This window comes from Enterobacter cloacae complex sp. IR5441 (genome assembly GCF_049238215.1).
Classification (GTDB): Bacteria; Pseudomonadota; Gammaproteobacteria; order Enterobacterales; family Enterobacteriaceae; genus Enterobacter; species Enterobacter hormaechei_C.
Map to the genome: position 1 here is coordinate 270397 of NZ_JBMKIA010000002.1, position 26466 is coordinate 296862.

General features: G+C 57.2%; 24 protein-coding genes. 12 read left to right on the top strand and 12 right to left on the bottom strand.

Going from position 1 to position 26466, the window contains the following annotated elements; genetic code table 11:
* Positions 1–15: 15 nt before the first annotated feature.
* Together nudK and aegA are read right to left on the bottom strand one after the other, a co-directional pair.
* Complete coding sequence (nudK, locus tag ACOTX5_RS04010) at positions 16–609, bottom strand: GDP-mannose pyrophosphatase NudK (protein ID WP_045911342.1); 594 nt, start codon at positions 607–609, stop codon at positions 16–18.
* A gap of 67 nt (positions 610–676) precedes the next feature.
* Positions 677–2653 carry a formate-dependent uric acid utilization protein AegA gene (aegA, locus tag ACOTX5_RS04015; RefSeq protein WP_072052501.1) on the bottom strand — a complete coding sequence of 659 codons (1977 nt, stop codon included), beginning with the start codon at positions 2651–2653 and terminating at the stop codon, positions 677–679.
* 152 nt (positions 2654–2805) lie between these two features.
* Between aegA and narQ the strand changes: the two genes are divergently transcribed.
* Complete coding sequence (gene narQ / locus ACOTX5_RS04020) at positions 2806–4500, top strand: nitrate/nitrite two-component system sensor histidine kinase NarQ (protein ID WP_059453036.1); 1695 nt, start codon at positions 2806–2808, stop codon at positions 4498–4500.
* A 141-nt stretch (positions 4501–4641) separates the two neighbouring features.
* The gene (gene acrD / locus ACOTX5_RS04025; protein ID WP_045911338.1) at positions 4642–7755 is read left to right on the top strand and encodes a multidrug efflux RND transporter permease AcrD; all 3114 of its coding nucleotides are present in this window, start codon (positions 4642–4644) and stop codon (positions 7753–7755) included.
* Positions 7756–7865: 110 nt separating this feature from the next.
* On the opposite strand, the gene ypfM is transcribed toward acrD, so the two are convergent.
* The gene (gene ypfM / locus ACOTX5_RS04030; RefSeq protein ID WP_015572204.1) at positions 7866–7925 is read right to left on the bottom strand and encodes a protein YpfM; all 60 of its coding nucleotides are present in this window, start codon (positions 7923–7925) and stop codon (positions 7866–7868) included.
* Positions 7926–8312: 387 nt separating this feature from the next.
* Between ypfM and ACOTX5_RS04035 the strand changes: the two genes are divergently transcribed.
* The 3 genes from ACOTX5_RS04035 to ACOTX5_RS04045 are packed head-to-tail and all read left to right on the top strand — an operon-like array spanning position 8313 to position 10022.
* Complete coding sequence (locus ACOTX5_RS04035; protein WP_015572203.1) at positions 8313–8669, top strand: ArsC family reductase; 357 nt, start codon at positions 8313–8315, stop codon at positions 8667–8669.
* A gap of 3 nt (positions 8670–8672) precedes the next feature.
* Positions 8673–9800 carry a succinyl-diaminopimelate desuccinylase gene (gene dapE / locus ACOTX5_RS04040; RefSeq protein WP_017383496.1) on the top strand — a complete coding sequence of 376 codons (1128 nt, stop codon included), beginning with the start codon at positions 8673–8675 and terminating at the stop codon, positions 9798–9800.
* Between the two features lie 24 nt (positions 9801–9824).
* Positions 9825–10022, top strand: a complete 198-nt coding sequence (locus tag ACOTX5_RS04045) for a YpfN family protein (RefSeq protein ID WP_000383991.1) — start codon at positions 9825–9827, stop codon at positions 10020–10022.
* Positions 10023–10061: 39 nt separating this feature from the next.
* Here ACOTX5_RS04045 and ypfH read toward each other — a convergent pair whose 3' ends face one another.
* The 6 genes from ypfH to dapA all read right to left on the bottom strand — a co-directional run bounded on the left by ypfH (position 10062) and on the right by dapA (position 16519).
* Positions 10062–10757, bottom strand: coding sequence for an esterase (ypfH, locus tag ACOTX5_RS04050; RefSeq protein ID WP_023295120.1), 696 nt, complete (start codon positions 10755–10757; stop codon positions 10062–10064).
* Positions 10758–10830: 73 nt separating this feature from the next.
* A complete protein-coding gene (locus tag ACOTX5_RS04055) occupies positions 10831–12777 on the bottom strand; it encodes a tRNA(Met) cytidine acetyltransferase TmcA (protein WP_059453034.1) in 1947 nt (648 codons plus the stop codon).
* On the bottom strand, positions 12777–13646 hold the full coding sequence (locus ACOTX5_RS04060; RefSeq protein WP_001303362.1) for a neutral zinc metallopeptidase: 870 nt from the start codon (positions 13644–13646) through the stop codon (positions 12777–12779). The genes ACOTX5_RS04055 and ACOTX5_RS04060 overlap by 1 nt, the downstream gene beginning before the upstream one ends.
* Positions 13647–13766: 120 nt before the next feature.
* On the bottom strand, positions 13767–14480 hold the full coding sequence (purC, locus tag ACOTX5_RS04065; protein ID WP_001171626.1) for a phosphoribosylaminoimidazolesuccinocarboxamide synthase: 714 nt from the start codon (positions 14478–14480) through the stop codon (positions 13767–13769).
* A 109-nt stretch (positions 14481–14589) separates the two neighbouring features.
* A complete protein-coding gene (gene bamC, locus ACOTX5_RS04070; protein ID WP_045911336.1) occupies positions 14590–15624 on the bottom strand; it encodes an outer membrane protein assembly factor BamC in 1035 nt (344 codons plus the stop codon).
* Between the two features lie 16 nt (positions 15625–15640).
* Entirely contained in the window at positions 15641–16519 is an 879-nt protein-coding gene (dapA, locus tag ACOTX5_RS04075) for a 4-hydroxy-tetrahydrodipicolinate synthase (RefSeq protein ID WP_003860542.1), read from the bottom strand.
* 145 nt (positions 16520–16664) lie between these two features.
* Between dapA and ACOTX5_RS04080 the strand changes: the two genes are divergently transcribed.
* Together ACOTX5_RS04080 and bcp are read left to right on the top strand one after the other, a co-directional pair.
* Positions 16665–17234, top strand: a complete 570-nt coding sequence (locus ACOTX5_RS04080) for a glycine cleavage system transcriptional repressor (RefSeq protein ID WP_000213743.1) — start codon at positions 16665–16667, stop codon at positions 17232–17234.
* Positions 17234–17704: a thioredoxin-dependent thiol peroxidase gene (gene bcp / locus ACOTX5_RS04085; protein ID WP_015572198.1), complete on the top strand. Its 471-nt coding sequence runs from the start codon at positions 17234–17236 to the stop codon at positions 17702–17704. Before ACOTX5_RS04080 ends, bcp begins: the two co-directional genes overlap by 1 nt.
* Positions 17705–17842: 138 nt before the next feature.
* On the opposite strand, the gene ACOTX5_RS04090 is transcribed toward bcp, so the two are convergent.
* A complete protein-coding gene (locus ACOTX5_RS04090) occupies positions 17843–18907 on the bottom strand; it encodes an AI-2E family transporter (RefSeq protein ID WP_032669407.1) in 1065 nt (354 codons plus the stop codon).
* Between the two features lie 222 nt (positions 18908–19129).
* On the opposite strand from ACOTX5_RS04090, the gene bepA reads away from it, so the two are divergent.
* Both bepA and arsC read left to right on the top strand, forming a co-directional pair.
* Positions 19130–20593, top strand: coding sequence for a beta-barrel assembly-enhancing protease (gene bepA, locus ACOTX5_RS04095; protein ID WP_015572197.1), 1464 nt, complete (start codon positions 19130–19132; stop codon positions 20591–20593).
* Positions 20594–20606: 13 nt separating this feature from the next.
* Positions 20607–20963: an arsenate reductase (glutaredoxin) gene (gene arsC, locus ACOTX5_RS04100; protein ID WP_017383503.1), complete on the top strand. Its 357-nt coding sequence runs from the start codon at positions 20607–20609 to the stop codon at positions 20961–20963.
* On the opposite strand, the gene ACOTX5_RS04105 is transcribed toward arsC, so the two are convergent.
* A complete protein-coding gene (locus ACOTX5_RS04105) occupies positions 20960–21784 on the bottom strand; it encodes a homeodomain-like domain protein (RefSeq protein ID WP_032669405.1) in 825 nt (274 codons plus the stop codon). The two genes, arsC and ACOTX5_RS04105, sit on opposite strands and share 4 nt — an antisense overlap.
* Before the next feature lie 147 nt (positions 21785–21931).
* Between ACOTX5_RS04105 and celB the strand changes: the two genes are divergently transcribed.
* Genes celB through ACOTX5_RS04120 form a run of 3 tightly spaced genes read left to right on the top strand, consistent with a single transcriptional unit; the run spans position 21932 to position 25629 of the window.
* A complete protein-coding gene (celB, locus tag ACOTX5_RS04110) occupies positions 21932–23251 on the top strand; it encodes a PTS cellobiose transporter subunit IIC (protein ID WP_045911334.1) in 1320 nt (439 codons plus the stop codon).
* Between the two features lie 3 nt (positions 23252–23254).
* On the top strand, positions 23255–24202 hold the full coding sequence (locus tag ACOTX5_RS04115; protein ID WP_234101210.1) for a N(4)-(beta-N-acetylglucosaminyl)-L-asparaginase: 948 nt from the start codon (positions 23255–23257) through the stop codon (positions 24200–24202).
* An 8-nt stretch (positions 24203–24210) separates the two neighbouring features.
* Complete coding sequence (locus ACOTX5_RS04120; RefSeq protein WP_032669404.1) at positions 24211–25629, top strand: leucyl aminopeptidase family protein; 1419 nt, start codon at positions 24211–24213, stop codon at positions 25627–25629.
* Between the two features lie 84 nt (positions 25630–25713).
* On the opposite strand, the gene ACOTX5_RS04125 is transcribed toward ACOTX5_RS04120, so the two are convergent.
* A complete protein-coding gene (locus ACOTX5_RS04125; RefSeq protein ID WP_211482948.1) occupies positions 25714–26415 on the bottom strand; it encodes a DnaA inactivator Hda in 702 nt (233 codons plus the stop codon).
* Positions 26416–26466: the final 51 nt, after the last annotated feature.

The window sequence follows — 26466 nt, forward strand, 5'->3', positions numbered from 1 at the left end:
TATCTGAAATACAACTTATCGCGCTTCCGCCGCCGCATTCATCAGCCCGCTGGTTTGCAGATACTGCAACAGGATCACCGCTTTACCGTCGCGGATCTCGCCGCGTTTCACCATGTCGACAGCCTGAGCGAAAGGCATTTCCAGCACTTCAATGTCTTCATCGTCCACGCCGCCGCCCCGGTGCGTGCGCTGGGCATCGGTATATTCCGCAATGAAGAAGTGGATCAGCTCGGTAACCCCGCCAGGGGACATAAACAGCTCAAAGACTTTCTGCACCGCCCCCACTTCAAAGCCCGTCTCCTCAATGGCTTCTTTGCGGATACACACTTCCGGCTCATCGTCATCCAGCAGACCTGCGCAGGTTTCAATCAGACGTCCGTCCGCGTTGCCATTGACCCATGTCGCGATGCGAAACTGGCGGATCAGCACCACGCTTTGCTTTTCACGATTATACAGCAGAATGGTTGCACCATTGCCCCGGTCATAGACTTCGCGTTTATGGCGAATGACGTCCCCGTTCTTACGGGTGAGATCGTAAGTGATGTTACGCAGGACAAAGTAATTTTCAGAAAGGATTTTGTCTTTAATAACGCTAATGTTCAGGGACATACGGGCTCCACGGCAAAATGAGTCTGTTTATACTACGCCGTGAAGCCCGCTTTGTCGCCCGTCTGCATTAATGCATGTTGCGCGGCGGCACGCCAAGCCAGTCCATGATCCCCTGCGCGGCATGGCGCCCTTCCGCCATCGCGGTGACCACCAGATCCGCACCGCGTACCGCATCACCGCCAGCAAAAATCTGCGGATTCGAGGTCTGGTAGCGATAACGGCTCTCCACGGAGGCCCTGATGCGCCCCCAGTCGTCGGTGTCGACGCCCTGCGCCTGAAGCCACGGCATGGCGTGCGGATTAAACCCAAACGCCATGATCACCGCATCCGCTGGCATAACAAACTCACTGCCCGCCACCGGGACAGGACGCCGCCGCCCCTGCGCATCCGGCTCGCCCAGCCTGGTACGCAGCATCCGGATACCGTTGACCTTCCCGTCGGTATCCAGCGTGAGCTCAACCGGCTGGACATTAAATTCAAACGCTGCGCCCTCTTCTTTCGCGTTTTTAACCTCTTTCTTTGAGCCCGGCATGTTGGCCTCGTCCCGCCGATAGGCGCAGGTGACTTTCGCCGCGCCATGCCGCAGCGCGGTGCGCACGCAGTCCATCGCCGTATCGCCCCCGCCGAGCACCACCACGTTTAAACCCTGCGTGTCGATAAACGGTTCGTCTGCGGCAGGATCAAGGCCCATCACGTTCCGCGTGTTTGCCACTAAAAACGGCAGCGCGTCGTACACGCCCGGCGCGTCTTCGTGAGGGATACCCGCTTTCATGGAACGATAGGTCCCTACGCCGATGAACAGGGCATCGTAGTCGTTTTGCAGTTGGGCCATCGACACGTCTTTTCCCACCTCGCAGTTCAGCTCGAAGCGGATGCCCATCGCGCTGAATATCTCTCTGCGCCGCGCTAACAGGGATTTATCCAGCTTGAAGGCCGGAATACCAAAGGTCAGCAATCCGCCGATTTCCGGATGGCGGTCGTAGACCGTCACGCCGACGCCGCTGCGCACCAGCACGTCGGCGCAGGCCAGCCCTGCCGGACCGGCGCCGATGATGGCGACGCGCTTACCGACCGGCTTAACGTGGCTGATGTCCGGCGTCCAGCCCATCGCCAGCGCCCGATCCGAGATATACCGTTCGATATTACCGATGGTTACTGCTCCTGACGCATCCCGCAGGGTGCAGGCGCCTTCACATAATCGATCCTGTGGGCAGACGCGGCCGGTAATTTCCGGTAAACAGTTAGTCTGGTGAGAAAGCTCAGCCGCACCGACGATATCCCCCGCCCCGATCCGCTCAATCCACTGGGGAATGTGGTTATGCAGCGGGCAGGTCCACTCGCAAATGCTGTGCTCGCCACATTTCAGGCACCGGGATGCCTCGCGCTGCGCCTGTTCCGGGCGAAACGGCAGGTAGATCTCGTTAAAATGGTATGCGCGTGCTTCGGGGCTGAGCTTATCCGGCTCACCGCGCGCCGGGGTGTTTTGCATCTGTTGCCGTTTGGTTTGCGGAGGGACTGACTGAACCGCCTCGCTGTGCCACGGCAGCGCGTTCAGCCTTGCGCTGCGCTGTCGGCGCTGCTTAACCAGCTTATCCAGTACGGCTGGGGTGGCGAGCGTAAGCACCTCCGCCGGGCAGTTTTCCACGCAGGCCGGGCCTTGCGGCCTTTCCAGGCAGAGGTCGCATTTGTGCGCCGAGGCCTTTACGCTGTCGTTTTCCAGCGGGGCGATCAGCATGTCCATCGTGCCAAACGGACAGGCCACCACGCAGGCTTTACAGCCAATGCATTTTTGTTGATTGACCTGTACGCTGTCGTTGTGTTGCGTGATGGCTCCGTTCGGGCAGCTTTGCGCGCAGGGCGCATTTTCACAGTGGTGGCAGGTCACGGGACTTTTTCGCAAGCCAGAAGTAAGGACCGTAATGCGGGGATGAAAATGGCGCTCGCTCAGCGCGTGCTGTTCCCCGTTGTGCGCCATCACACAGGCGACTTCGCAGGCGCGACAACCGATACACTGTTGAGCGTTGGCCATAATAAAACGATTCATAACAACACCTGTTTTTGGTTCAATAACCTTATTCTTTCTATTGTTATCGTATTTACCCACAGCGGCATGGCGACGCAATGTTCAAATGCCCAGGAAGCCGAACTATTTCCAGTGAACCTGTGGCAGATCAATTTAATTCAGGAAGCTGATGAGTGACCGTTAAACGCCCCGTATCGGGAAGCCTGGCTCGGGCTTTCTTTTCGATGATTGTCTTGTCCGTTCTGATCAGCGCCATTGCGCTGGTCACACTCGCCAGCAGCCAGCGCGACGCCGAGGCGATTAACATCGCCGGCTCGCTGCGTATGCAGAGCTACCGCCTGGGCTACGAAATGCAGCGCGCCGGCCCATCGCTGGCAGAGCACCGCGCGGTCTGGCAAAAAAAGCTGAGCGCGCCTGCGTTGCAGAAGCTAAACCGCTGGTATGTGCCAGAGGACGTCAAACAGCGTTACCAGCAGTTGCACCTTGGCTGGCAGGAGATGGACACGCGCATCGCCAGCGGCGATACCGGATGGTATCAGAACCACATAGAGGATTTCGTGGGCCGGATAGATGCCTTTGTGCTGGCGCTACAGCACTACACCGAACATAAAATTCAGCTGGTGATTTTCATGTCGCTGACGGGTGGCCTGGGCATCCTGCTGCTGGCGGTGGTGACCCTGCGGCGCATCCGCCGTCAGGTTGTGCTGCCGCTGAATAATCTGGTGGCGGCGAGCGAGCGTATCGAACAGGGGCAATTCGACACTCCCGCGCCGGATACTACGCTTCCCAACGAGCTGGGCCAGCTTTCCCGCGCCTTCAACCATATGTCGGCGGAATTACACACCCTGTACCGTTCACTTGAGCGCTCCGTTGCTGAAAAAACCCGCCACCTGAATGAAGCGCATCAGCAGCTCGAAATGCTGTTTAAATGCTCACAGGCGTTGAATACCGGGCAGATAGACAGCCACTGTTTCCGGCATATTTTGCAGATTGTGCATGACTATACGCAGATGAATTACCTGCAATTGCGCACCAGCGACGACTGGCAGCTTTACGAAGGACAGGAGTCCCCGGGCGAGAAAATGCACAATTTACCGGTGTTAATGCAGGACACCCTGTACGGCGAACTGCGCTGGCAAAGCGCGACCGGGGATGTTCCGCTGCCGCTCATGGAAAGCGTGGCGACGATGCTGGGCCGGGGGCTCTATTTTAATCAGGCGCAGAAACATTATCAGCAGCTGCTGCTGATGGAGGAGCGCGCCACCATCGCGCGCGAGCTGCATGATTCGCTGGCGCAGGTGCTCTCCTATTTGCGTATTCAGCTTACGCTGCTGAAGCATGCCGTGCCGGGCGACAATGCTCCGGCGCAGACCATCATTACGGACTTCTCCCGCGAGCTGAATAATGCCTGGCATCAGCTACGCGAGCTGCTTACCACCTTCCGCCTGACGCTCAATCACGCCAATCTTCCTGCCGCGCTACAGGAGTCTCTCGACGGGTTGCAAAGCCAGACCCGCGCGAAGCTGGTGCTCGACTGCCGTCTCTCATCGCTGGCGCTGGACGCACAAAAACAGGTGCACCTCTTACAGATTGTGCGTGAGGCAGTGCTGAATGCGATTAAACATGCCGACGCGAGCGAGATTGTGGTCAGCTGCGTCACCACCGCGGACGGCACTCACACGGTCACGATCCGCGACAACGGCATTGGTATCGGCGACGCCAGCGAACCGCCGGGGCATTACGGGCTGAATATCATGCGCGAACGCGCGGGACGGCTCGGCGGGACATTACACTTTTCTCAGCCGCCACAGGGCGGGACACAGGTCAGCGTAACGTTCCAGACGCCTGCGGCCCAGGCTGAAAAATAGCGAGAAAGAAGGCGCGCTGAAAAAAGCGCATGATAATTTACATTATCTCCTTTATTTCTCCACGTTTGACCTGGGCCTTACCGCTAAAGTTAGGCGGGCAATAAACAATAATGACGTGCAGCAAAACGAGGTCACACTTTAATGGCGAATTTTTTCATCGATCGCCCCATTTTTGCCTGGGTGCTTGCAATCCTGTTGTGTCTGACGGGTGTCCTGGCGATTACGTCCCTTCCTGTTGAGCAATACCCTGACCTCGCGCCCCCCAACGTGCGTATCACGGCGAACTACCCTGGCGCCTCGGCACAGACGCTGGAAAATACCGTCACCCAGGTTATCGAGCAGAACATGACGGGTCTCGATAACCTGATGTACATGTCCTCACAGAGCAGCGCCACGGGCCAGGCGACGGTAACCCTGAGCTTTACGGCGGGCACGGATCCGGATGAAGCGGTGCAGCAGGTGCAAAACCAGCTGCAATCGGCCCTGCGTAAACTGCCTCAGGCGGTGCAGAACCAGGGGGTGACCGTGCGTAAAACCGGTGACACCAATATTTTGACCATCGCGTTTGTTTCAACCGATGGCTCAATGGATAAGCAGGACATAGCGGACTACGTCGCCAGTAATATTCAGGACCCGCTCAGCCGTATCAACGGCGTGGGTGATATCGACGCCTACGGCTCGCAGTACTCCATGCGTATCTGGCTGGATCCCAACAAGCTGAACAGCGTGCAGATGACCGCCAAAGATGTCACCGACGCTATCGAATCGCAGAACGCCCAGATTGCCGTGGGGCAGCTCGGCGGTACGCCGTCCGTGGACAACCAGGCGCTTAACGCCACCATCAACTCCCAGTCGCTGCTCCAGACACCTGAACAGTTCCGCAATATCACGCTACGCGTGAATCAGGACGGTTCGGAAGTGCGTCTGGGGGATGTCGCCACCGTGGAGATGGGGGCGGAAAAATATGACTACCTGAGCCGCTTCAACGGCAATGCCGCGTCCGGGCTGGGGGTGAAACTGGCCTCCGGCGCCAACGAAATGGCGACCGCGCAGCGGGTGCTAGAGCGTCTGGATGAGCTGTCGCATTACTTCCCGCACGGACTGGAGTACAAAGTCGCCTACGAAACCACCTCGTTCGTAAAAGCCTCCATCGAAGATGTGGTGAAAACCCTGCTCGAAGCTATCGCGCTGGTGTTCCTCGTGATGTACCTGTTCCTGCAAAACTTCCGCGCCACGCTGATCCCCACCATTGCGGTGCCGGTGGTGCTGCTGGGCACCTTTGCGGTGCTGTATGCCTTCGGTTACAGCATCAATACCCTGACCATGTTCGCCATGGTGCTGGCCATCGGCCTGCTGGTGGATGATGCCATCGTGGTGGTGGAAAACGTTGAGCGCATCATGAGCGAGGAAGGGCTTTCGCCCCGCGAGGCCACGCGCAAATCGATGGGACAGATTCAGGGCGCGCTGGTCGGTATCGCCATGGTGCTGTCGGCGGTATTTATCCCGATGGCGTTTTTTGGCGGCACCACGGGCGCGATTTATCGCCAGTTCTCGATCACCATCGTCTCTGCAATGGTGCTCTCCGTACTGGTGGCGATGATCCTTACCCCTGCCCTGTGCGCGACGCTGCTGAAACCGCTGCATAAGGGCGAACACCACGGTCAAAAAGGCTTCTTCGGCTGGTTTAACCGCATGTTTAACCGCAATGCGGCGCGCTATGAAGCGGGCGTGGGTAAAGTACTGCACCGCAGCGTACGCTGGATGGTGGTTTATGTCCTGCTGCTCGGCGGCATGGTCTTCCTGTTCCTGCGGCTGCCAACCTCGTTCCTGCCGCTGGAAGATCGCGGCATGTTTATCACCTCCGTACAGTTACCCAGCGGCTCGACCCAGCAGCAGACCCTGAAAGTGGTGCAGAAGGTTGAAAACTACTTCCATACTCAGGAGAAAGATAACGTGGTCTCCGTCTTCTCCACCGTCGGCTCTGGCCCTGGCGGTAACGGGCAGAACGTGGCGCGTATGTTTGTGCGCCTGAAAGACTGGGACCAGCGCGACAGCGATACCGGCTCCTCCTTTGCCATCATTGAACGTGCAACCAAAGCGTTCAACAAAATCAAGGAAGCGCGCGTTTTCGCCAGCAGCCCGCCCGCCATCAGCGGCCTGGGCAGCTCAGCCGGGTTTGATATGGAGCTTCAGGATCACGCGGGCGCCGGGCATGACGCGTTGATGGCTGCTCGCGACAAGCTGCTGGAGCTGGCCGGGAAAGATCCGCAGCTTACCCGTGTTCGTCATAACGGTCTGGATGACAGCCCTCAGCTACAGGTGGATATTGACCAGCGTAAAGCGCAGGCGCTGGGCGTCTCCATCGACGACATTAACGACACCCTGCAAACGGCGTGGGGCTCAAGCTACGTGAATGACTTTATGGATCGCGGCCGCGTGAAGAAGGTCTACGTTCAGTCTGCCGCCAAATACCGCATGCTGCCGGACGATATCAACCGCTGGTATGTGCGCAATAACACCGGCGGCATGGTGCCGTTCTCGGCATTTGCGACGTCACGCTGGGAGACCGGTTCACCGCGTCTGGAGCGTTACAACGGCTATTCGGCGCTGGAGATTGTTGGTGAAGCCGCGCCGGGCGTCAGTACCGGTACCGCAATGGATATAATGGAAAAACTGGTTCAGCAGTTACCGACCGGCTTTGGCCTGGAGTGGACGGCGATGTCCTACCAGGAACGGCTTTCCGGCGCTCAGGCGCCTGCCCTGTATGCCCTTTCGCTGCTGGTGGTGTTCCTCTGTCTGGCGGCGCTGTATGAAAGCTGGTCAGTGCCGTTCTCGGTGATGCTGGTGGTGCCTCTCGGGGTCATCGGAGCGCTGCTGGCAACCTGGATGCGCGGCCTGGAAAATGATGTCTATTTCCAGGTCGGACTCCTCACCGTAATCGGATTGTCGGCGAAAAACGCCATTCTGATCGTCGAATTTGCCAATGAGATGAATGCCAAAGGTCACGAACTGATGGCCGCCACGCTGCACGCCTGTCGTCAGCGCCTGCGCCCGATCCTGATGACTTCTCTGGCGTTTGTGTTTGGCGTCCTGCCGATGGCCACCAGCTCCGGCGCAGGCTCCAGCAGCCAGCACGCGGTGGGAACGGGCGTTATGGGGGGAATGATTTCGGCGACGATTCTGGCTATCTATTTCGTACCGCTGTTCTTTGTGCTGGTACGCCGTCGTTTCCCGCTGAAGGATAAGCCGGAATAACACGTTGAAATAAAAAAGGCGGCTTTACAGGCCGCCTTTTTTATTGTGTGATTCTTTCACACTATGGTTATTTTAGTTAATTAAGTGCTCTTGCATTTCTTACCGGAAATTCATTTACGAAGCATGCCTTCGATAAAATCTTTCCAGTTCCCCAGTTCACGTTCAATCATAACAACCTCTCTTATTATTATGCGCATTCTACGAAAACGTATCATCATTGTGAAGCCACTTTAACCGATTGCTGTGATTGAGCCCCGCTGTGCTGGTAGGTTTAGGATCACTATGAGCGTTGTCGGGTAAATTTTATGTGACCTACAGCAATATTTTGAAATAGTCGGAAAAATGACAGCATTTTTAATTTCCCCCTGAGTTTATTGGCAATTTAAACAGGGTGGACAACTATGCTTAAAAGATGAAAGACTATTCAGCTTACAGCTGTTCGTTGAATTATGGAGAATTGTAAATCCCGAAAAATTCCGAATGTGTTATATTCCACTTAAGGATATATCTTCGAAAATATTGAACATTTAATCCACAAAAGAACAAAAGGATTCACTATGGTTGTGATGTACGGCATTAAGAATTGCGACACGATTAAAAAAGCCCGCCGCTGGCTGGAAGCACACAACATCGACTATCGCTTCCACGATTACCGTGCCGACGGGCTTGACCCCGCGTTCCTCCATTCCGCCATCAACGAACTGGGATGGGAAGCGCTACTGAATACACGCGGGACCACCTGGCGAAAACTGGATGAATCTCTCCGGGCCACGATCAACGACGCCGACAGCGCAGCCAAACTGATGCTTGAAATGCCGGCAATCATCAAACGCCCATTGCTCTGCAAGCCAGGTCAGCCTATGCTGCTGGGTTTCAGTGAAACCCTTTATTCAGATTTATTCGTTGAGGTGTAGTCTATGTCATGCCCGGTCATTGAGCTGACTCAGCAGCTTATTCGCCGTCCTTCCCTTAGCCCGGACGACGCAGGTTGTCAGGCATTAATGATTGAGCGCCTGCGTGCCATCGGTTTTACCGTGGAGCACATGGATTTTGGCGATACGCAGAACTTCTGGGCATGGCGCGGTCAGGGAGAGACGCTGGCATTTGCCGGACATACTGACGTAGTTCCCGCAGGCGACGCAGACCGCTGGATCAACCCGCCTTTTGAGCCGACCATCCGCGACGGCATGCTTTTCGGACGCGGCGCTGCGGACATGAAAGGTTCTCTGGCTGCGATGGTCGTGGCGGCAGAGCGTTTCGTCGCCCAGCATCCGAACCATAAAAACCGTCTTGCGTTTTTGATTACCTCCGATGAAGAAGCCAGCGCCCACAACGGCACCGTGAAGGTCGTTGAGGCGCTGATGGCGCGCAATGAACGTCTGGACTACTGTCTGGTGGGCGAACCGTCCAGCACCGAAGTGGTTGGCGATGTGGTGAAAAATGGCCGCCGTGGATCCCTGACCTGTAATTTGACTATTCATGGCGTGCAGGGCCACGTTGCCTATCCGCACCTGGCGGATAACCCGGTACACCGCGCCGCGCCGATGCTGAACGAACTGGTAGGCATTGAATGGGATAAAGGCAACGAATTTTTCCCGCCAACCAGCATGCAGATAGCCAACATCAAGGCTGGCACCGGCAGCAACAACGTCATTCCCGGCGATCTCTTCGTCCAGTTTAACTTCCGCTTCAGCACCGAACTGACCGACGAGATGATCAAAGCGCGCGTGATTGCGCTGCTCGAGAAATATCAGCTGCGCTATACCCTCGACTGGTGGCTGTCTGGCCAGCCGTTCCTGACGCAGCGCGGTAAACTGGTGGATGCGGTGGTGAACGCCATTGCGCACTATAATGAAATTAAGCCACAGCTGCTGACAACGGGCGGCACGTCTGACGGACGCTTTATCGCCCGCATGGGCGCACAGGTTGTCGAACTGGGTCCGGTTAACGCGACGATTCACAAAATCAATGAATGCGTGAACGCTGCCGATTTACAACTGCTGGCCCGCATGTATCAACGTATTATGGAGCAGCTCGTCGCCTGACGGGTGCTTAAAGAGGATTAGCGAATGGACTGGCTTTCAAAGTACTGGTGGATTCTGGTGTTGGTATTTCTGGTAGGCGTGCTGCTTAACGTGATTAAAGATCTCAAGCGCGTTGACCACAAAAAGTTCCTTGCCAACAAACCGGATCTTCCGCCGCACCGTGATTTTAACGACAAGTGGGACGATGAAGACGACTGGCCGAAGAAGGACCAGAAGAAGTAATCGCTCTGTTTCCCCTCTCCCTAAAGAGAGGGGGACACCTCACATAAACTCGACGATATCATCGTCATTCGGCTTACCGCCGCTGAGCGCTTCATCAAAGTAGTGCTTCGGTACGGTATAACGCAGATGATCGAGCGCGAACTGCATGCTGCGATCGTCAATGGCATGCCCCAGATCGTCTACGATATCCAGCGTCACATCTCCGCCCTCGCGCATCAGCGTCTCCTGGGCAGCAACCGCATGCGAAAGCTCAATTACCCGGTCTTCCCCTCCATGAATGAGATGGATCGTGGTCTGCGTGGTCGCGCTTTGCGGTAACGTCGCAAAACGCCCGTTAAAGGCAATCACGCGGGACACCAGTCCGGGCTGCGCTTTTACGCTTTCCAGCGACATGATTGAGCCCTGAGAGAAGCCAATCAGCGCCGTTGCGTCGGCGCCTACGCCGCTCTGCTGCTGCCAGTAACGCACGGTATCGATAAAGGCTGGCATAGCGGCATCAATACGCGCCTGACGATTCTCCTCCGTCACGCCCTCGACGGAAAACCACTGCCGCCCGTCCGGACCGCACGGCTCCACGCCGCCGATGCTGACGATCAGCGCGTGTGGGAAAACGGGTGCAAACCAGCTGCCAATTTGTCCCATATTGACGGCATTGTCGCCCACGCCATGAAACAGAAGCAGGAGCTGTTTAGCAGGTGTATCCGGGCTTTGCACAACAAAATGGTCATGTTTCATGGCGATCTCCTTAATTGATAAGCAGGATTTTACGCCTCTGCGGGGTAATGACCATGCCACTTTACTGAAGAACTCATTGAAAAAATTGCCATTGCAAAATGTCGGCTTTCAGCTGCTGGCTACGGGAGTAATCAAGCCTTTCAAGCGCGTGAGCGGTTTCCTCGCGTAGCTTCGCCAGCAACGCTTTGCGCCCGAAATCGTGCGTATTCCCTTCCATTTTCCCCCGCAGCGCCGGAATTGGCATGTCCACGGCTAACAACAACCGCGTCAGCGCCGCAACCGAAGTTGAAAACGCCCGGTGAGCAAAGGCAAACCCCGCCAGCTCCAGCCAGTCGTCACTATTAAGGGTAGCTTCCCATGCATCCGTCACCGGGATCTTTTCGCCATTCCAGGCCGACAGGACGCGCATATCACGACATAACCGCTGATGCGCCTGTTCGCAGAGCTGATGCCCCGCCTCGCTCAGCGGCAGCAACGCCATCGCCGTATAGCACCCGCTGCTGGCTTCCCGGTGGCTGCCCATTCGCACCAGCACAAACCCGCACTGCCGCCAGAAACGCCACAGCTCGTCGGTATAGCCAAAGCTGACCGAGAGATAATCTTCTCCGCTGGCACTGCGGATCAGCCGCTGGCCGATGCCTTCCCGCTGGCGATGGGGATGAACCGCAATGCGGCTGACGCGTCGGCCTTTAAGCGTCGCCGCGAGCGGCGAGCCGCCGTGCGCTGCCAGCGACTGCGCCACCAGATTTCCACGCGGCCGACGAAAGCCCGCCCAGACTGCGCGGCTAAGTTCAGGGGGTAATCCCCCCTCCTCCACCAGCCAGAGCGCGCCCGCGATCTCCGCGCCCGCCTGAGCAACAGCAAAGTGCTGGCCGGGGGCGTCCATCATCCGGCGTAAATCGAGGGGTGACGTCCGGTAGTGCGCGGCGCAAAGCAGTTCATACACGCCTGCCCCGCGCGTCGGATCGCTCTCCCACATCCCGGGCTCCAGCGACGTTAAACGTACCTCGCCTTCCGGTTTGCGATCGATAAGCGCATCGTCGAACAGCAGCGCGTTCGCCACTATCCGCTCAAGGGGACATCCGGCAGCCCAGCGAACAGGCGTGGATAAGGTATAACGCCGCAGCCCGCTGAACCGGGCGCAGAACTTCAGCAGGAATCCCCTGCCCGTGCCTTCATAACCCTGCACCGTGGTGGTCAGCAACACGCGGGGAAAGCGCGACGCCAGCTTCTCCAGCAGCGGGCCGGGGATGGCGGCCGCCTCATCGACAATCAGCCAGTCAGCTTCTGTTGTGGAGGCCAGCAGCGCATCCGGGGCCATAAAGTGAAAATGTTCCCCGGCGAAACGCGCGATGACATCCGTCGCCCCTTTTGCCGGTGCCGTCACTACTGCACTCCCCTGAATGCCGTTGAGCAACATGCCCGCCAGGGCGGACTTTCCGCGTCCGCGCGGTGCCGTCACGGCGGCCACGCCCGCAGGCATGGTCAGAAGAGCGTCGAGGATCTCAGCTTGCTCGCGCTGCGGTTCACCGCTGGCAGGCTGCCAGGCGGGTAAATCTGACGTAACGGGAAGGCACAGAGGACGATGTTGATGCCAGACGATGGCATCTGAATCGGCGGCAAGCGTCCGGCAAAAGTGGTGAACAAAGTGCGGGGTGGCGATCGGCTCGGCGCTGTCGCTCCAGCGTAGAGAATCCGCGTCGGGCCTGTTAGCCCAGACGGAGAACGGCGGCACCAGCAGAATCAGAAGGCTTCCGGCGCGCAGGGTCCCGCTGAGGGCGGCGAAGGCCGAGACGTCAAACCCGCGACGCGCGTCAAAAACGGCGTGAAGGTATTCACGTCCCAGCAGGCCGCTGATGGTCTTAGAGGGGTTTTCCTCCAGCCACAGCCAGTCTCCTGGTAACGTATCGCGCAGAATGGTCGCCTGGCTCAACGTCCACGCTTCATCGCCGCTGAGCACCACCAGCCGGCGGTGCCCGGTACGCTGAAGCTGGTTGACCAGCTGTTCAAATCCCAACATCACATAGCTTTGCCGAAGGTATTACACTGCGACGGGTTGCCGCTGTCGAAGCCACGCTTAAACCAGCTGTAGCGCTGCTCTGAGGTGCCATGGGTAAAGCTGTCCGGCACAACGCGCCCCTGGCTCTGCTGCTGCAAGCGATCGTCACCAATCGCCTGTGCGGCATTCAGGGCCTCTTCCAGATCGCCTGTTTCCAGCACGCCCTGCTGCTGCATGCTGTGTCCCCAGACGCCAGCGAAGCAGTCGGCCTGAAGCTCCATGCGTACGGACAGACGATTCACCTCCGCCTGAGAAGCATTCTGCTGCATCTGACGCACTTTAGGCTCAATACCGAGGAGCTTCTGCACGTGGTGGCCGACTTCATGCGCGATCACGTAGCCCTGGGCAAAATCGCCGTCGGCGCCCAGCTTGCTTTTCATGTCGTCATAGAAGGAGAGATCGATATAGACGGTGCTGTCCGCCGGGCAGTAGAACGGCCCCATAACGGACTGCCCGGTGCCGCAGCCGGTGCGGGTTGCGCCCCGGTACATCACCAGTTTTGGCGGCTGATAAGTCCGCCCCATTTTCTCGAACTGCTGACCCCAGGTATCTTCGGTCGTCGCGAGAATAACGGAAGTAAATTTCGCCGCTTCATCTTCATTCGGGCTGATGGAGCGCTGAGAATACTGCTGCTGTTGCCCGGTTTCACCGGTCATCAAACCGGTCAGGTCGACGCCGTAGTAGCCCGCCACCAGCACGACGACCAGCAGAATAATGCCGCCCTTGCCGCTGGGTAACCGGAAACCTGGCCCGCCCATAGACGGACCACCGCCACCACTGCTGCGTCTGTCTTCTACGTTGTCACTTTCACGACGCCCTTGCCAGCGCATAAACACCTCGAACTATTCCATTTATAATAGCTATGATCGTAGGCGGTTAATGAAAGGATTACCATAGTAAACAAGGATAAGACGCCAAAGGATGCCAACATCCTTTGGCAAATGCGCAGTTTAGTCGAGCTTAACGCCTAAACGGTGAGCAACCGCTTCGTACGCTTCGACCACGCCACCCAGACTCTGGCGGAAACGGTCTTTATCCATTTTATCCAGCGTCTCTTTGTCCCACAGGCGGCTGCCGTCCGGCGAGAATTCGTCGCCCAGCACCACTTCACCCTTGTACAGACCGAACTCCAGCTTGAAGTCGACCAGGATCAGGCCCGCGTCATCAAACAGCTTTTTCAGCACGTCATTGGCTTTGTAGGTCAGTTCCTGCATGCGCGCCAGGTTCTCTTTGCTTACCCAGCCGAAGGTTTCGCAGTAGGATTCGTTGACCATCGGGTCGTGCATGGCGTCGTTTTTCAGGAACAGATCGAACAGCGGTGGATTCAGTTCGATACCCTCTTCAATGCCCAGACGCTTCACCAGGGAGCCTGCGGCACGGTTACGGATCACGCACTCAACCGGCACCATATCCAGTTTTTTTACCAGACATTCCGTATCGGACAGCAACGCTTCCATCTGAGTCGGGATACCGGCTTCGGCCAGTTTGGTCATAATGAAGTGGTTGAACTTGTTGTTCACCATGCCCTTACGATCGAACTGCTCAATGCGTGCGCCGTCTCCTGCTGACGTATCATTGCGGAATTCGAGCACCAACAGATCCGGGTTTTCCGTGCTGTATACGGTTTTCGCTTTGCCACGATACAACTCAGCTTGCTTCTGCATCTTCATTACTCCTGGTGTGATGATTTGTATTCAAAACTGGCCATATTATGCCACGCACACGTTTGCGTAGCACGAAAATAAAAAGGGCTGGATTAACCAGCCCTCACTATTATTTGCTGAATGCGGCCTGGAAGGCAGCGACCAGCGCATCGTTCTGCGCCTGGGTCAGCGTGTGTCCTTTCGGATCGATAAATTGCAGGCTGCTGCGGTTATCGAGGTCGCCAACCTGGATTTTGTAGTCACCGGAAGGCAGCTGTGGATCGCTTGCCCCCAGCTCCTGCCAGGCGCTATCAGACAGCGGCTTATAGGTCGCTGTGATGCTGCCCGTTGAACGGGTGCTGTCGGTCACCTTCATGCCCACTTTTTCAAGCGTTGCTGGCAGGCGCTGCCAGGTCTGATTAAACGGCGCACGCACCACCAGCATTGGCAGGCCGGTATCGTCTGCACCGCTCTGCACATCAAACGTTGAACCGTTACGGTTCTGCGCGGCGTTTGCGGCATCGGTAGCGTTTTTATCCAGACCTGCGGCAATCACGTTCAGCATTTCAGTGCTGTAGCGCTGCATGGCGGCCGGATCGGCAACCGGTTTACCTGCCTGCTCAAGATTCAACAGCTTGACGGTAACCGCCTGCTGATAACCCTGCGGCTTAACGGAGACTTGATAACGACCACGATACTGCTGGTCTTCATCGAGACGGTTCCACTCAATCCAGTCGGTGGTTAAGGTCTGGCTGGCGTCGTCGCGTTTATCAATCGTATAGTTTTTCGACTGAATAACGTTCACAACCTGCGGCCACAGCGTGGTACCGCGTGCGCTTTCCACCAGCAGAGAGGCCGTATCACCGGTAAACTGCGTGCGCGCGCCACTCACCAGCGCCAGAGGCTGAGCCGGCGGACGAATATCAAGCGCTTTACCCACCAGGCCACTGCCGTTGGTAACCGGAATATTATAATCACCGTTCTGGATCGGCAGGATCATGCCGGCAGGCGCGTGAAGTTCAGCAAGCGGCGGCGCATCCAGATAGGATTCATCACCGCTCACCTGGCGCTTGTAGCGCGAGTCTGAACTACAGGCAGCGAGGAGCATAACAAGCGAAACACCCGCAACCTTCGCCAGGCGCGACTTCTGTACTGAATAAGCCATCAAATCTCCCTAAACTTTACAGCAAACCGGCATGCTTCAGCGCGCCAGCGACAATTTCACGACCGTGGTCGGTAATCGGTGTCATTGGCAGACGCAGCGTGTCGGTTGCTACAAGCCCCAACTCCTTACATGCCCATTTCACTGGGATCGGATTGGGTTCGACAAATAATTTATTGTGCAACGGCATCAGACGCTGATTAATCACGCGAGCTTCATCAAAGTGACCGGCTGCGGCCAGTTTGCACATGTCAGCCATATCACGCGCCGCCACGTTCGCCGTAACGGAAATCACGCCATTACCACCGAGCTGCATAAAGTCCAGCGCGGTCGCATCATCACCGCTCAACAGGATAAAGTCGTCTGAAACCAGCTCTTTGATCTGATGAACGCGGCTTAAGTTCCCTGTCGCCTCTTTAATCCCGATAATATTTTTTACTTTCGAGAGACGGCCAACGGTTTCCGGCAGCATATCGCAACCGGTACGGGACGGCACATTATACAGAATTTGTGGCAAGTCAGTATGTTCAGCGATGGCTTTGAAATGCTGGAACAAACCTTCCTGAGTAGGACGGTTGTAATAAGGGGTCACCGTCAGGCAGCCGACAATGCCGCTGTCGTTAAAACGCTGAGTCAGGCTAATCGCTTCTGCCGTTGCGTTTGCGCCCGTCCCCGCGATGACCGGAATACGCCCGTCCGCCAGTTCCAGGGTCAGCATCACAACGTCGCCGTGCTCTTCGTGGCTCAGCGTAGCGGATTCACCGGTAGTCCCTACCGAAACGATCGCCGAGGTTCCATTGGCGACATGGTAATCAATGAGCTTCTTCATGCTTGACCGGCAGACATTACCTTTTTCATCCATCGGTGTAACAAGCGCGACAATACTTCCCGTGAACATGAGCCATCCTCTGTGCGAACAAGAGCCTCAATGTTACGTTTGGAACTGTAATAAAAGCAAGCGACCTGAGGCTCTCAGGCGGTTGTATGCATGTTTTTTTTATGCTTTCCTTAGGAAGACTTAACCACGCAAAGGAAGAACAGGTTTGACAACCTCATCACAACATTACCTGGTTATCACTGCGCTGGGTGCTGACAGGCCGGGTATCGTGAATACCATCACTCGCCACGTGAGCAGCTGCGGCTGCAACATCGAAGATAGCCGGCTGGCTATGCTTGGCGAAGAGTTCACGTTCATCATGCTGCTTTCCGGAACATGGAATGCCATTACCCTCATCGAATCTACCTTGCCGCTGAAAGGCGCAGAGCTGGATTTACTGATTGTGATGAAGCGCACCACCGCGCGCCCGCGTCCGGCTCTGCCTGCCACGGTCTGGGTACAGGTTGAAGTGCCTGATTCACCTCATCTGATTGAACGTTTCACCGCGCTATTTGACAGCCATCAGATGAACATTGCCGAACTGGTTTCCCGCACGCAGCCGGGCGATGAAAACGCAATCCCGACGCTGTTTATTCAAATTACCGCACACAGCCCTGCCTCGCAGGATGCGTCAAATATCGAGCAAGCGTTCAAAGCCCTCTGTACAGAATTACATGCGCAAGGCAGTATAAGCGTCGTCGATTATTCGCAGCACGAACAGGATGGAGTTGAGTAATGAACCCACTGAAAGCCGGTGATATCGCACCGAAATTTAGCTTACCGGATCAAGACGGCGAGCAAGTAAATTTGACCGACTTCCAGGGACAGCGTGTTCTGGTCTATTTCTACCCGAAAGCCATGACCCCGGGCTGTACCGTACAGGCCTGCGGTCTACGCGACAACATGGATGAGTTGAAGAAGGTCGGTGTGGAAGTGCTGGGCATCAGCACCGATAAGCCAGAGAAGCTGTCACGCTTTGCGGAAAAAGAGCTGCTGAACTTCACGCTGCTTTCCGATGAAGACCACCAGGTTTGCGAGCAGTTTGGCGTCTGGGGTGAGAAGTCCTTTATGGGCAAAACGTACGACGGTATTCACCGCATCAGTTTCCTGATTGACGCTGACGGTAAAGTTGAGCACGTGTTTGATGATTTCAAAACCAGCAACCACCACGACGTGGTGTTGAAGTGGCTGAAAGAGAACGCGTGATCATTTTAGTGCCGGGTGGCGCTGCGCTTACCCGGCCTACAAGGTAAATGCAAAACGGTAGCATGCGCTACCGTTTTTAGTGTTTGCCCCCTCTCCCCGCAGGAGAGGGTGGGGTGAGGGCATCAGCCCGCACTAAATCTACTTCTCTTCCACCGCTGGCACATCCGGCCACGCGTGGACCACGGCTTTAATCAGCGTCGCCAGCGGAATGGCGAAGAATACCCCCCAGAATCCCCACAGCCCGCCGAAAATCACCACTGACAGGATAATCACCAGCGGATGCAGGTTAACTGCTTCTGAGAACAGCACCGGTACCAGCAGGTTCCCGTCCAGTCCCTGAATAATCAGGTATACGGCGAAACAGCTCCAGAACTCCGTACCCAGACCAAACTGGAACAGCGCCACACCGACTACCGGAATGGTCACCACAAACGCGCCGATATACGGGATCAGAACCGAGAATCCGACCAGCACCGCCAGCAGCAGCGAGTAGTTCAGTCCGAAGATCACGAAGCCAATCCAGGTCGCCACGCCCACCACAATCATCTCCAGCACTTTGCCGCGAATGTAGTTGGTGATCTGCTGGTTCATCTCCTGCCAGACCTGACCGGCGAGACCGCGATTGCGCGGCAGCACGCGGCGTACCGCGTTCAGCATCTGCTCTTTATCTTTGACCAGGAAGAACACCATTAGCGGCACGAGAACAAGGTAAACCGCCAGCGTCAGCAGGCCTACCAGCGAGGCCAGAGAGTATTTCACCACCGAGTCACCCATGGTCATGATGCGGGCGCGCATGTTTTCGGCCATTGCATCGATGATCCCGGCGTCCATCAGCGCAGGATAGCGGCGCGGCAGCGTGGCGGCAAAATCAGACAGTTTATTCAGCATGCCGGGCATATCGCGGATCAGGTAGATCCCCTGTTGCCAGGCGATGGGCATCACCACGAAGGACATCAGCAGCAGAATGCCGACAAACAGCACCAGAACAATGCTGGTCGCCCAGCGGCGGGAACAGCCGATATGTTCCAGACGCGCGGTGGGCCACTCCAGCAGATACGCCAGCACAATCGCCACCAGTAGCGGCGCCAGCAGGCCACTAAAGAAGAACAGGATACTGAATCCGGCAACCAGAATGACCAGCAAAGCAATGGCTTCCGGGTCGCTAAACCGACGCCGATACCACTGCATTAACATTTCGAGCATACAACCCTTCCCTGAATCGAATGGCGGGAGTGAGAGACGGTGAATTGTATCTAACTGTCACAAAAAAGACTTTCCTTTTTGTTTCACTGTCAGGTTTCGCAAAACCCTGATGAATGGGATTTTCTTCATCTCTTAACACGGCTACACTCGCAGAGCAGCGGAGATGAACGTTATGCGGGTTCATCGGTCAAATTAGCACATCCAACATACAGGACAGTGGTTATGTTCAGGCAGTTGAGAAAAACACTGGTTGCGACACTGATTGCCGCCGTGACGGTGGGTCAGGTGTTGCCCGCTTTCGCTGACTCGTCCGATTCATTGCCGGACATGGGCACCACGGCAGGAAGCACGCTCTCCATCGGGCAGGAGATGCAGATGGGTGATTATTACGTACGCCAGCTGCGCGGCAGTGCTCCGCTGATTAACGACCCATTGCTGGTGCAATACATTAACGGTCTGGGAATGCGTCTGGTGGCGCACGCCGACTCGGTAAAAACGCCCTTCCACTTCTATTTAATCAATAACGACGAAATCAACGCCTTCGCCTTCTTTGGCGGGAACGTGGTGCTGCATTCGGCGTTGTTCCGTTATTCCGATAACGAAAGCCAGCTGGCGTCCGTCATGGCGCACGAAATTTCGCACGTCACCCAGCGCCATCTGGCGCGTGCGATGGAAGATCAGAAGCGTAACGCCCCGCTAACCTGGGTGGGCGCGCTGGGCTCTATTCTGCTGGCGATGGCCAGCCCGCAGGCCGGGATGGCGGCGCTCACCGGGACGCTGGCGGGGACGCGTCAGGGGATGATCAGCTTTACCCAGCAGAACGAGCAGGAAGCAGACCGCATCGGCATTCAGGTTTTACAGCGTTCCGGCTTTGACCCGCAGGCCATGCCGAGCTTCCTGGAAAAGCTGCTCGACCAGGCACGCTACTCGTCGCGCCCGCCTGAAATTCTGTTGACCCACCCGCTGCCGGAAAGCCGCCTCTCGGATGCGCGTAACCGAGCCAACCAGATGCGTCCGGTCGTGGTGCAGTCTTCGCAGGATTTCTACATGGCCAAAGTGAGAACGCTTGGCATGTACAACTCCGGACGTAATCAGCTCACCAGCGATCTGCTGGACGCGCTGGCGAAAGGCAACGTGCGCGAGAAAAACGCGGCGCAGTATGGTCAGGCGCTCCAGGCGATGGAGGCCAGCAAATACGATGAAGCGCGAAAAGCGCTACAGCCGCTGCTGGCGGCGGCGCCTGACAATCCGTGGTATCTCGACCTCGCCACCGATATCGATCTGGGGCAGAAAAAAGCGACCGATGCGATTAATCGCCTGAAAGGGGCGAAAGATCTTCGTAATAATCCAGTATTGCAGCTTAACCTGGCGAACGCCTACCTACAGGGCGGCCAGCCCGGCGAGGCGGTGACCATTCTGAACCGCTACACCTTTAACAATAAAGATGACCAGAACGGCTGGGAGCTGCTCGCCCAGGCCCAGGGGCAACTGGGTAACCGCGATCAGGAGCTGGCCGCGCGTGCGGAAGGTCTGGCGCTGGCGGGTCGTCTCGATCAGGCCATTTCCCTGCTGAGCAGCGCCAGCTCGCAGGTGAAGCTTGGCAGCCTGCAACAGGCCCGCTACGATGCGCGAATCGACCAGCTGCGCGGCCTGCAACAACGCTTTAAGCCGTACGAGAAGATGTAATAAAGGAGAAGTCATGACAGACGCGGTAAAAATTTACCATAACCCTCGCTGCTCCAAGAGCCGAGACACCCTCAGCCTGCTGAAGTCTAACGGCATCGAACCGGAAGTGGTGCTGTACCTGGAGACGCCGCCGGACGCGCAGACTATCCGCCAGCTGCTGAAGATGCTGAACATGGGCAGCGCACGCGACCTGATGCGTCAGAAAGAAGATCTGTATAAGTCGCTCAATCTGAACGATACCAGTCTCACTGAAGATCGGCTGATTCAGGCGATGGTCGACAATCCAAAGCTGATTGAGCGCCCGATTGTAGTGGCAAATGGCAAGGCGCGTATCGGCCGTCCGCCGGAAGACGTGCTCGAGATCGTCTAATCGTTACGCCGCAGCGCTTCCAGAAACGCCTGCGGCGTACGCTCTCCCAGCTTTTTCTGCGCTTTTCCCCGGTTGTAAAACTCACACAGTTGGATCAACAGCTCTCCCATCGGTTCACTGTTCACCCGCGGAATGATTTCGCGTAACGGCACGGTGACCTGAAGGACGAGATAATACTGTGAATGCACTTTTACGGTGACGTTATGTTCCGGCAAGTTCACTTCTAGCCCAAAAGTCTCAACAGATTGAATATCAGCCGGACAGGCAGCCAGCACCTCGTTCGTCCAGCGGGTCAGCAACTGCGGCGATACGCCAGCATAAAGCCGGGCGTAACACCAGCCGCTGACGGGTTCACGCGCCCAGAGCAGGTGTTGCTCGCCACCGTCGTCCATATGCAGCGACAGCGGCTGATGATGCAGGAGTAGCTTCTGCGGCATGATCCCGGCCTTCAGCGCCTTTTTGCCCTGCAACGACGCCCCCTTTTGTTTTAGCGAGGCTGGTTTGAGGTAGCGGTTCAGGGTCGCGCGGGAAACGGCGATCCCGAGTCCGTCATTCACCAGCAGCAGCAGTTCATCCAGCGGTGCCCCGGTGATATCCCGCAGGGCATTTATCAGTGCCGCCTGCTCTTGTCTCAGCGCTTTGTGTATCACTTTTGGCGTTGTGTGGTTATCCGAAACCTGGTCGCGGTTGCGCCAGCGCCTGACGGTGGTGACCGAGATCCCCAGCTCAACGGCAAGTTCCCTGTCGCTTTTATCTGACTGCTGAAGATAACGACGGATACGCGGTGTGGTGGTGGCGTTGGCATGCAGTTTGATTTCCATCGCGTCTCTCTCCGGAACTAATCTTATGAGATTTATATCAGAGCAGCGAATGCTTTGTGACCGATTTCACCTTTCGCTCGCCGCGCTTCACTGATAATCCACAGACATAACATAAACAACACCTCTCAATCTTGTACGGAGTTCACAATGAACAATGTTCTGGGATTTCTTGAAGCAAAACTGATGCCGCTGGCGGCGAAAACGGCCCAGCAGCGTCATCTTGGGGCCATTCGCGGCGCCTACGTTTCATTCATGCCGTTTATCATCGTCGGCTCCATTCTGCTGGTGATCTCCTCCTTCCCGAATCAGGCCTATCAGCAGTTTATGTCTCAGGCCTTTGGTGAGAGCTGGAGTGCAATTATAGAGATCCCGTTTAACGCGGTGTTCTCAACCATGTCGCTGTTTATCACCTTCCTGGTGGCCTACCGCCTGGCTGAGCATTATGGCGAGGACCGCATCTCCTGCGGCATCCTGGCGCTGGTCGCGTTTCTGATCCTGACGCCCTTTATCAAAGTGGCGGAAAACGGCGGCATTACCGTGATGCCGGTGGAGTGGATTGGCAGCAAAGGGCTGTTCGTGGCGATGATCGGTTCCCTGCTGTGGACGGAACTGTTCTGCTGGCTGAAGCGCAAAAAGCTGGTCATCAAAATGCCGGACGGCGTGCCTCCGGCGGTGCAGGAGTCGTTCGCGGCCCTGATCCCGGCCCTGCTGGTGATGATTCTGGTGCTGCTTATCCGCATCATCTTTGAAAACACCCACTATCACACCATCCACCAGTTTATTTATGAAGTGGTTGCCACCCCGGTGCGCCACTACGGCACCTCTTATTTCGGGGCGCTGATGACCGTATTCAGCATCACCATTCTGTGGTCAGTGGGCATTAACTCCGGTTCGATGATCAACGGGATTATTCGCCCGCTGTGGATGGAGAACCAGACCGACAACATCGCCGCGATCCAGGCGGGAACGACGCCGCCGCACATCATCACCGAACAGTTTTTTGACATGATCTGGATGGGCGGCGCGGGCGCCACGCTGTCGCTGGTGATTGCGATGCTGATTTTCGCCCGCAGCAAAAACATGCGCGAAGTAGCGCGCCTCGGTGCGGGCGCGTCGGTGTTTAACATCAACGAACCGATCCTGTTTGGCCTGCCGGTGATCATGAACCCGATCATGCTCATCCCGTTCAATCTGGTGCCGCTGGTGCTGGTCACCGTGCAGTATGCGGCGATGAAAATTGGTGCGGTCGCCGTCACCACCGGGGTGTTTATCCCCTGGACGCTGCCGCCGGTTATCAGCGGCTTTATCGTCACCGGGCACCTGAGCGGCAGCGTGATGCAGCTGATCAACCTGCTGATTGGCGCCATGCTGTACCTGCCTTTCATGCGTATCCTGGATAAACAGTACCGCGCCGCGGAGCTGACTACCGCTACGCAAACCGACACCACCCTTGCAAAACAGGAGTAAAGCATGTGGGGAATTATCGCAACCTGGCGAATGGCGCTTGAAGGCGTCACGGAATCTGCGTCTGCGCTGGCTGCGGGCAAACCTGTCGCTCCGGCGGTGGTGGATGCCGTCGCCGCCGTCGAGGACTTTCCGTTTTATAAATCCGTCGGCTACGGCGGGCTGCCGACCGAGAACGGCGAGGTAGAGCTGGACGCGGCCTATATGGACGGCGACACGCTGGCGTTCGGCGCCGTGGGCAATCTGGTGGATATCGCCAACCCGGTACGCGTGGCGCACGCGCTCAGCCGCCAGCGCTATAACAGCCTGCTGGTCGGCCAGGGCGCGCGCGAATGGGCGCTGAGCCAGGGCTTTGCCGACAAAACCATGCTCACGGATCGGGCCATGCAACACTACCGTAAGCGCTGCCGCGAAACGCTGGATAAGGGGTTAAGCCCCTACGACGGACATGACACCGTCGGTATCATCGGCCTCGATAAACAGGGATCGATGAGCGTCGCCACCTCCACCAGCGGCCTGTTTATGAAAAAACGCGGCCGCCTCGGTGACTCACCCATCATCGGCTCCGGCTTTTACTGCGACAGCGAAACCGGCGCGGCCACCGCCACGGGCGTCGGTGAAGATCTGATGAAGGGCTGTACCAGCTACGAAATCGTTCGCCGGATGGCGCAAGGGATGACGCCGCAGCAGGCGGCGGATTCGGTGGTGTTCGAACTGGAAGACAAGCTGATGTCGCGCTTTGGCCGCGCGGGCGATCTCTCCGTGGTGTGCATGAACAGCAAAGGAGAATTTGGCGCCGCGACCAACATCAAAACCTTCTCGTTTGTGGTGGCGACGGCTCGCCAGCCCCTCACCGTTTTCCGTACTGAACGCCTGCGGGAGAAAACGCACTATCACGCGGTAGATGAGGAGTGGATGCAGGCCTATGCCGCGCGGATCCGCGCACCGATTTAGGAGTCATGATGATCACATACCAGTTTATCAACGCGCTTTCAGACGCGAAGCCGCAAAGCCATTTGATTGCGCGCGCTGACAGTTCCCTGTTACCGGAAAGCGCTCTTGTCGCTGAAATGCGCCAGCAGAGCACCGTCGCGGACGCGCGCTTTGGCTGCGCGCCGTTTGCCCGCATCACCCTTTTGCCGGATGCGCTCTGGCATGACGCCCTGACCGAAGGGTTGCTAACCGCTCTGCGACCGCTGCTTGCCGCCCCCGCCAGCGCCGAACTCGTGCTGGACGTGACGGATATTGACGATGTGGTGCTGGCGCAGGTACTGCGTTTTCTCTTTAATCAGGCGCACAGGCTCAGTGACCTGAAGCTGAAGAAGACGGACGAAGCGCTGCGTCTTACCTGCATCACTGCCCTTTGCCTGCCGGAACAGCAGGCGAAGCTGGAGACGACCTTCCGCCAGCAGCAGACCATTGCGCTCGGCATGGTTGCGGCGCGACGTCTGGCGGATATGCCGTCCGACCGCTGCACGCCGCAGTTTGTGGTGGAAGAGGCGCAAAAACTGTGTGCCGCCAGCCCTGCCCTGCGCTGCGAGGTGTTGGATGAAAAGCAAATTGTTGAGCAGGGGCTGGGGCTACTGCACGCCGTTGGCAAAGGGGCGACCTGCCCGCCGCGCCTGCTGGCTATTCACTATAACGGCGTGTCTGATGGCCCGGTGCGCTGCTACGTGGGAAAAGGCATTACCTTCGACACCGGCGGCCTGTGGCTGAAGGAAGGCGCGGGCATGTACACCATGAAATATGACATGTGCGGCGCGGCTAACGTGCTCGGGCTGATGCTGACCGTTGCGGAGCTGAAATTACCCGTGCGCATCATGGGCGTGCTGGCGCTGGCGGAAAACGCCATCGGCCCCGACGCCATGCAGCCCGGCACGGTGGCGATGGCCTGCAACGGCACCACCGTTGAAATCAACAATACCGATGCCGAAGGCCGGCTGGTGCTGGCAGACGCTATCGCCTGGGCGAGTCAGCGCTATCCGCAGGCGCACTATATCATTGATATGGCGACCTTAACCGGAGCGGTGGTGAAAGCGCTGGGGTATGAGCTGAGCGGGCTGATGACCCAGGATGAACCGCTGCGTCAGGCACTGACGCTCGCGGGCAAACGGAGCGGCGACGAGGTGTGGTCCCTGCCGCTGGATGCGCGGCTGAGAAAGCAAACCGACAGCGCGATTGCCGATCTGTGCAACACGCCGACCAACAACGCGGCGATCAGCGCGTCGGCGGCGTGGCTGCTGCACCATTTCTGCCCGCCGACTATTCCGTGGGCGCATCTGGATATCAGCGGGACGGCGCTGTGGCGTGAGAACGGCAGAAGCGTGGCATCGGGAAGACCGATTCCGCTTTTGGTTGAGCATCTGATGGAAGATTGTTAAGCCCGGTGGCGCTGCGCTTACCGGGCCTACAAAGCGTGACGGGTTTTCGTAGGCCGGGTAAGGCGCAGCCGCCACCCGGCAAAACTAGAGCTTAAGAATATCTTTCACAAACGGAATGGTCAGCTTGCGCTGGGCGGTAATGGAGGCGCGATCGAGCTGATCGAGCGTATCAAACAGCGTGCGCATTTCGCGATCCAGACGCTTGAGCAGGAAACGACCCACGTCTTCCGGCAGTTCAAATCCGCGCAGTCTGGCGCGCAACTGAAGTGCCTGGAGTTTGTCTTCATCCGACAGCGGTTGCAGCTTGTAGATTTGTCCCCAGTCCAGACGAGACGCCAGATCCGGCAGCCCCAGATTGAGCTGGCGCGGCGGACGATCGCCAGTGATCAGCAGCCGGGTTTTGCCCGACTCCAGAATGCGGTTGTAGAGGTTAAAGATCGCCATTTCCCACGGTTCGTCCCCCGCCACGCATTCGATATTATCGATGCAGACCAGGGAGAGATGTTCCATGCCCTCCAGCACTTCAGGCACAAACCAGGTGCGTTTATCCAGCGGCACATAGCCTACCGCGTCACCGCGCGCCGAAAGCTCCGCACAGGCGGCATGCAGCAGGTGGCTGCGTCCCGCGCCTTCGCGTGACCAGATATAGATGTATCCGCTGTGTTCCTGGCGCAGCACGTTTTGCAGTGCAGCCAGTAAAGAGGGGTTATCACCCGGCCAGAAACTCGCGAAAGTTTCGTCGTCAGGGAGATAAAGTGGCAGAGAGAGCTGTGCCGGTCCGTTCAGAAATACCTCAACCAGAGATCTTACATAAAATCGGAATGGAGTTTAACACGG

Coding starts and splice junctions, on each gene's coding strand:
- nudK (WP_045911342.1), bottom strand. CDS start 609: ATGTCCCTGAACATTAGCGTTATTAAAGACAAAATCCTTTCTGAAAAT.
- aegA (WP_072052501.1), bottom strand. CDS start 2,653: ATGAATCGTTTTATTATGGCCAACGCTCAACAGTGTATCGGTTGTCGC.
- acrD (WP_045911338.1), top strand. CDS start 4,642: ATGGCGAATTTTTTCATCGATCGCCCCATTTTTGCCTGGGTGCTTGCA.
- ACOTX5_RS04035 (WP_015572203.1), top strand. CDS start 8,313: ATGGTTGTGATGTACGGCATTAAGAATTGCGACACGATTAAAAAAGCC.
- dapE (WP_017383496.1), top strand. CDS start 8,673: ATGTCATGCCCGGTCATTGAGCTGACTCAGCAGCTTATTCGCCGTCCT.
- ACOTX5_RS04045 (WP_000383991.1), top strand. CDS start 9,825: ATGGACTGGCTTTCAAAGTACTGGTGGATTCTGGTGTTGGTATTTCTG.
- ypfH (WP_023295120.1), bottom strand. CDS start 10,757: ATGAAACATGACCATTTTGTTGTGCAAAGCCCGGATACACCTGCTAAA.
- ACOTX5_RS04055 (WP_059453034.1), bottom strand. CDS start 12,777: ATGTTGGGATTTGAACAGCTGGTCAACCAGCTTCAGCGTACCGGGCAC.
- ACOTX5_RS04060 (WP_001303362.1), bottom strand. CDS start 13,646: ATGCGCTGGCAAGGGCGTCGTGAAAGTGACAACGTAGAAGACAGACGC.
- purC (WP_001171626.1), bottom strand. CDS start 14,480: ATGCAGAAGCAAGCTGAGTTGTATCGTGGCAAAGCGAAAACCGTATAC.
- bamC (WP_045911336.1), bottom strand. CDS start 15,624: ATGGCTTATTCAGTACAGAAGTCGCGCCTGGCGAAGGTTGCGGGTGTT.
- dapA (WP_003860542.1), bottom strand. CDS start 16,519: ATGTTCACGGGAAGTATTGTCGCGCTTGTTACACCGATGGATGAAAAA.
- bcp (WP_015572198.1), top strand. CDS start 17,234: ATGAACCCACTGAAAGCCGGTGATATCGCACCGAAATTTAGCTTACCG.
- ACOTX5_RS04090 (WP_032669407.1), bottom strand. CDS start 18,907: ATGCTCGAAATGTTAATGCAGTGGTATCGGCGTCGGTTTAGCGACCCG.
- bepA (WP_015572197.1), top strand. CDS start 19,130: ATGTTCAGGCAGTTGAGAAAAACACTGGTTGCGACACTGATTGCCGCC.
- arsC (WP_017383503.1), top strand. CDS start 20,607: ATGACAGACGCGGTAAAAATTTACCATAACCCTCGCTGCTCCAAGAGC.
- ACOTX5_RS04105 (WP_032669405.1), bottom strand. CDS start 21,784: ATGGAAATCAAACTGCATGCCAACGCCACCACCACACCGCGTATCCGT.
- celB (WP_045911334.1), top strand. CDS start 21,932: ATGAACAATGTTCTGGGATTTCTTGAAGCAAAACTGATGCCGCTGGCG.
- ACOTX5_RS04115 (WP_234101210.1), top strand. CDS start 23,255: ATGTGGGGAATTATCGCAACCTGGCGAATGGCGCTTGAAGGCGTCACG.
- ACOTX5_RS04120 (WP_032669404.1), top strand. CDS start 24,211: ATGATCACATACCAGTTTATCAACGCGCTTTCAGACGCGAAGCCGCAA.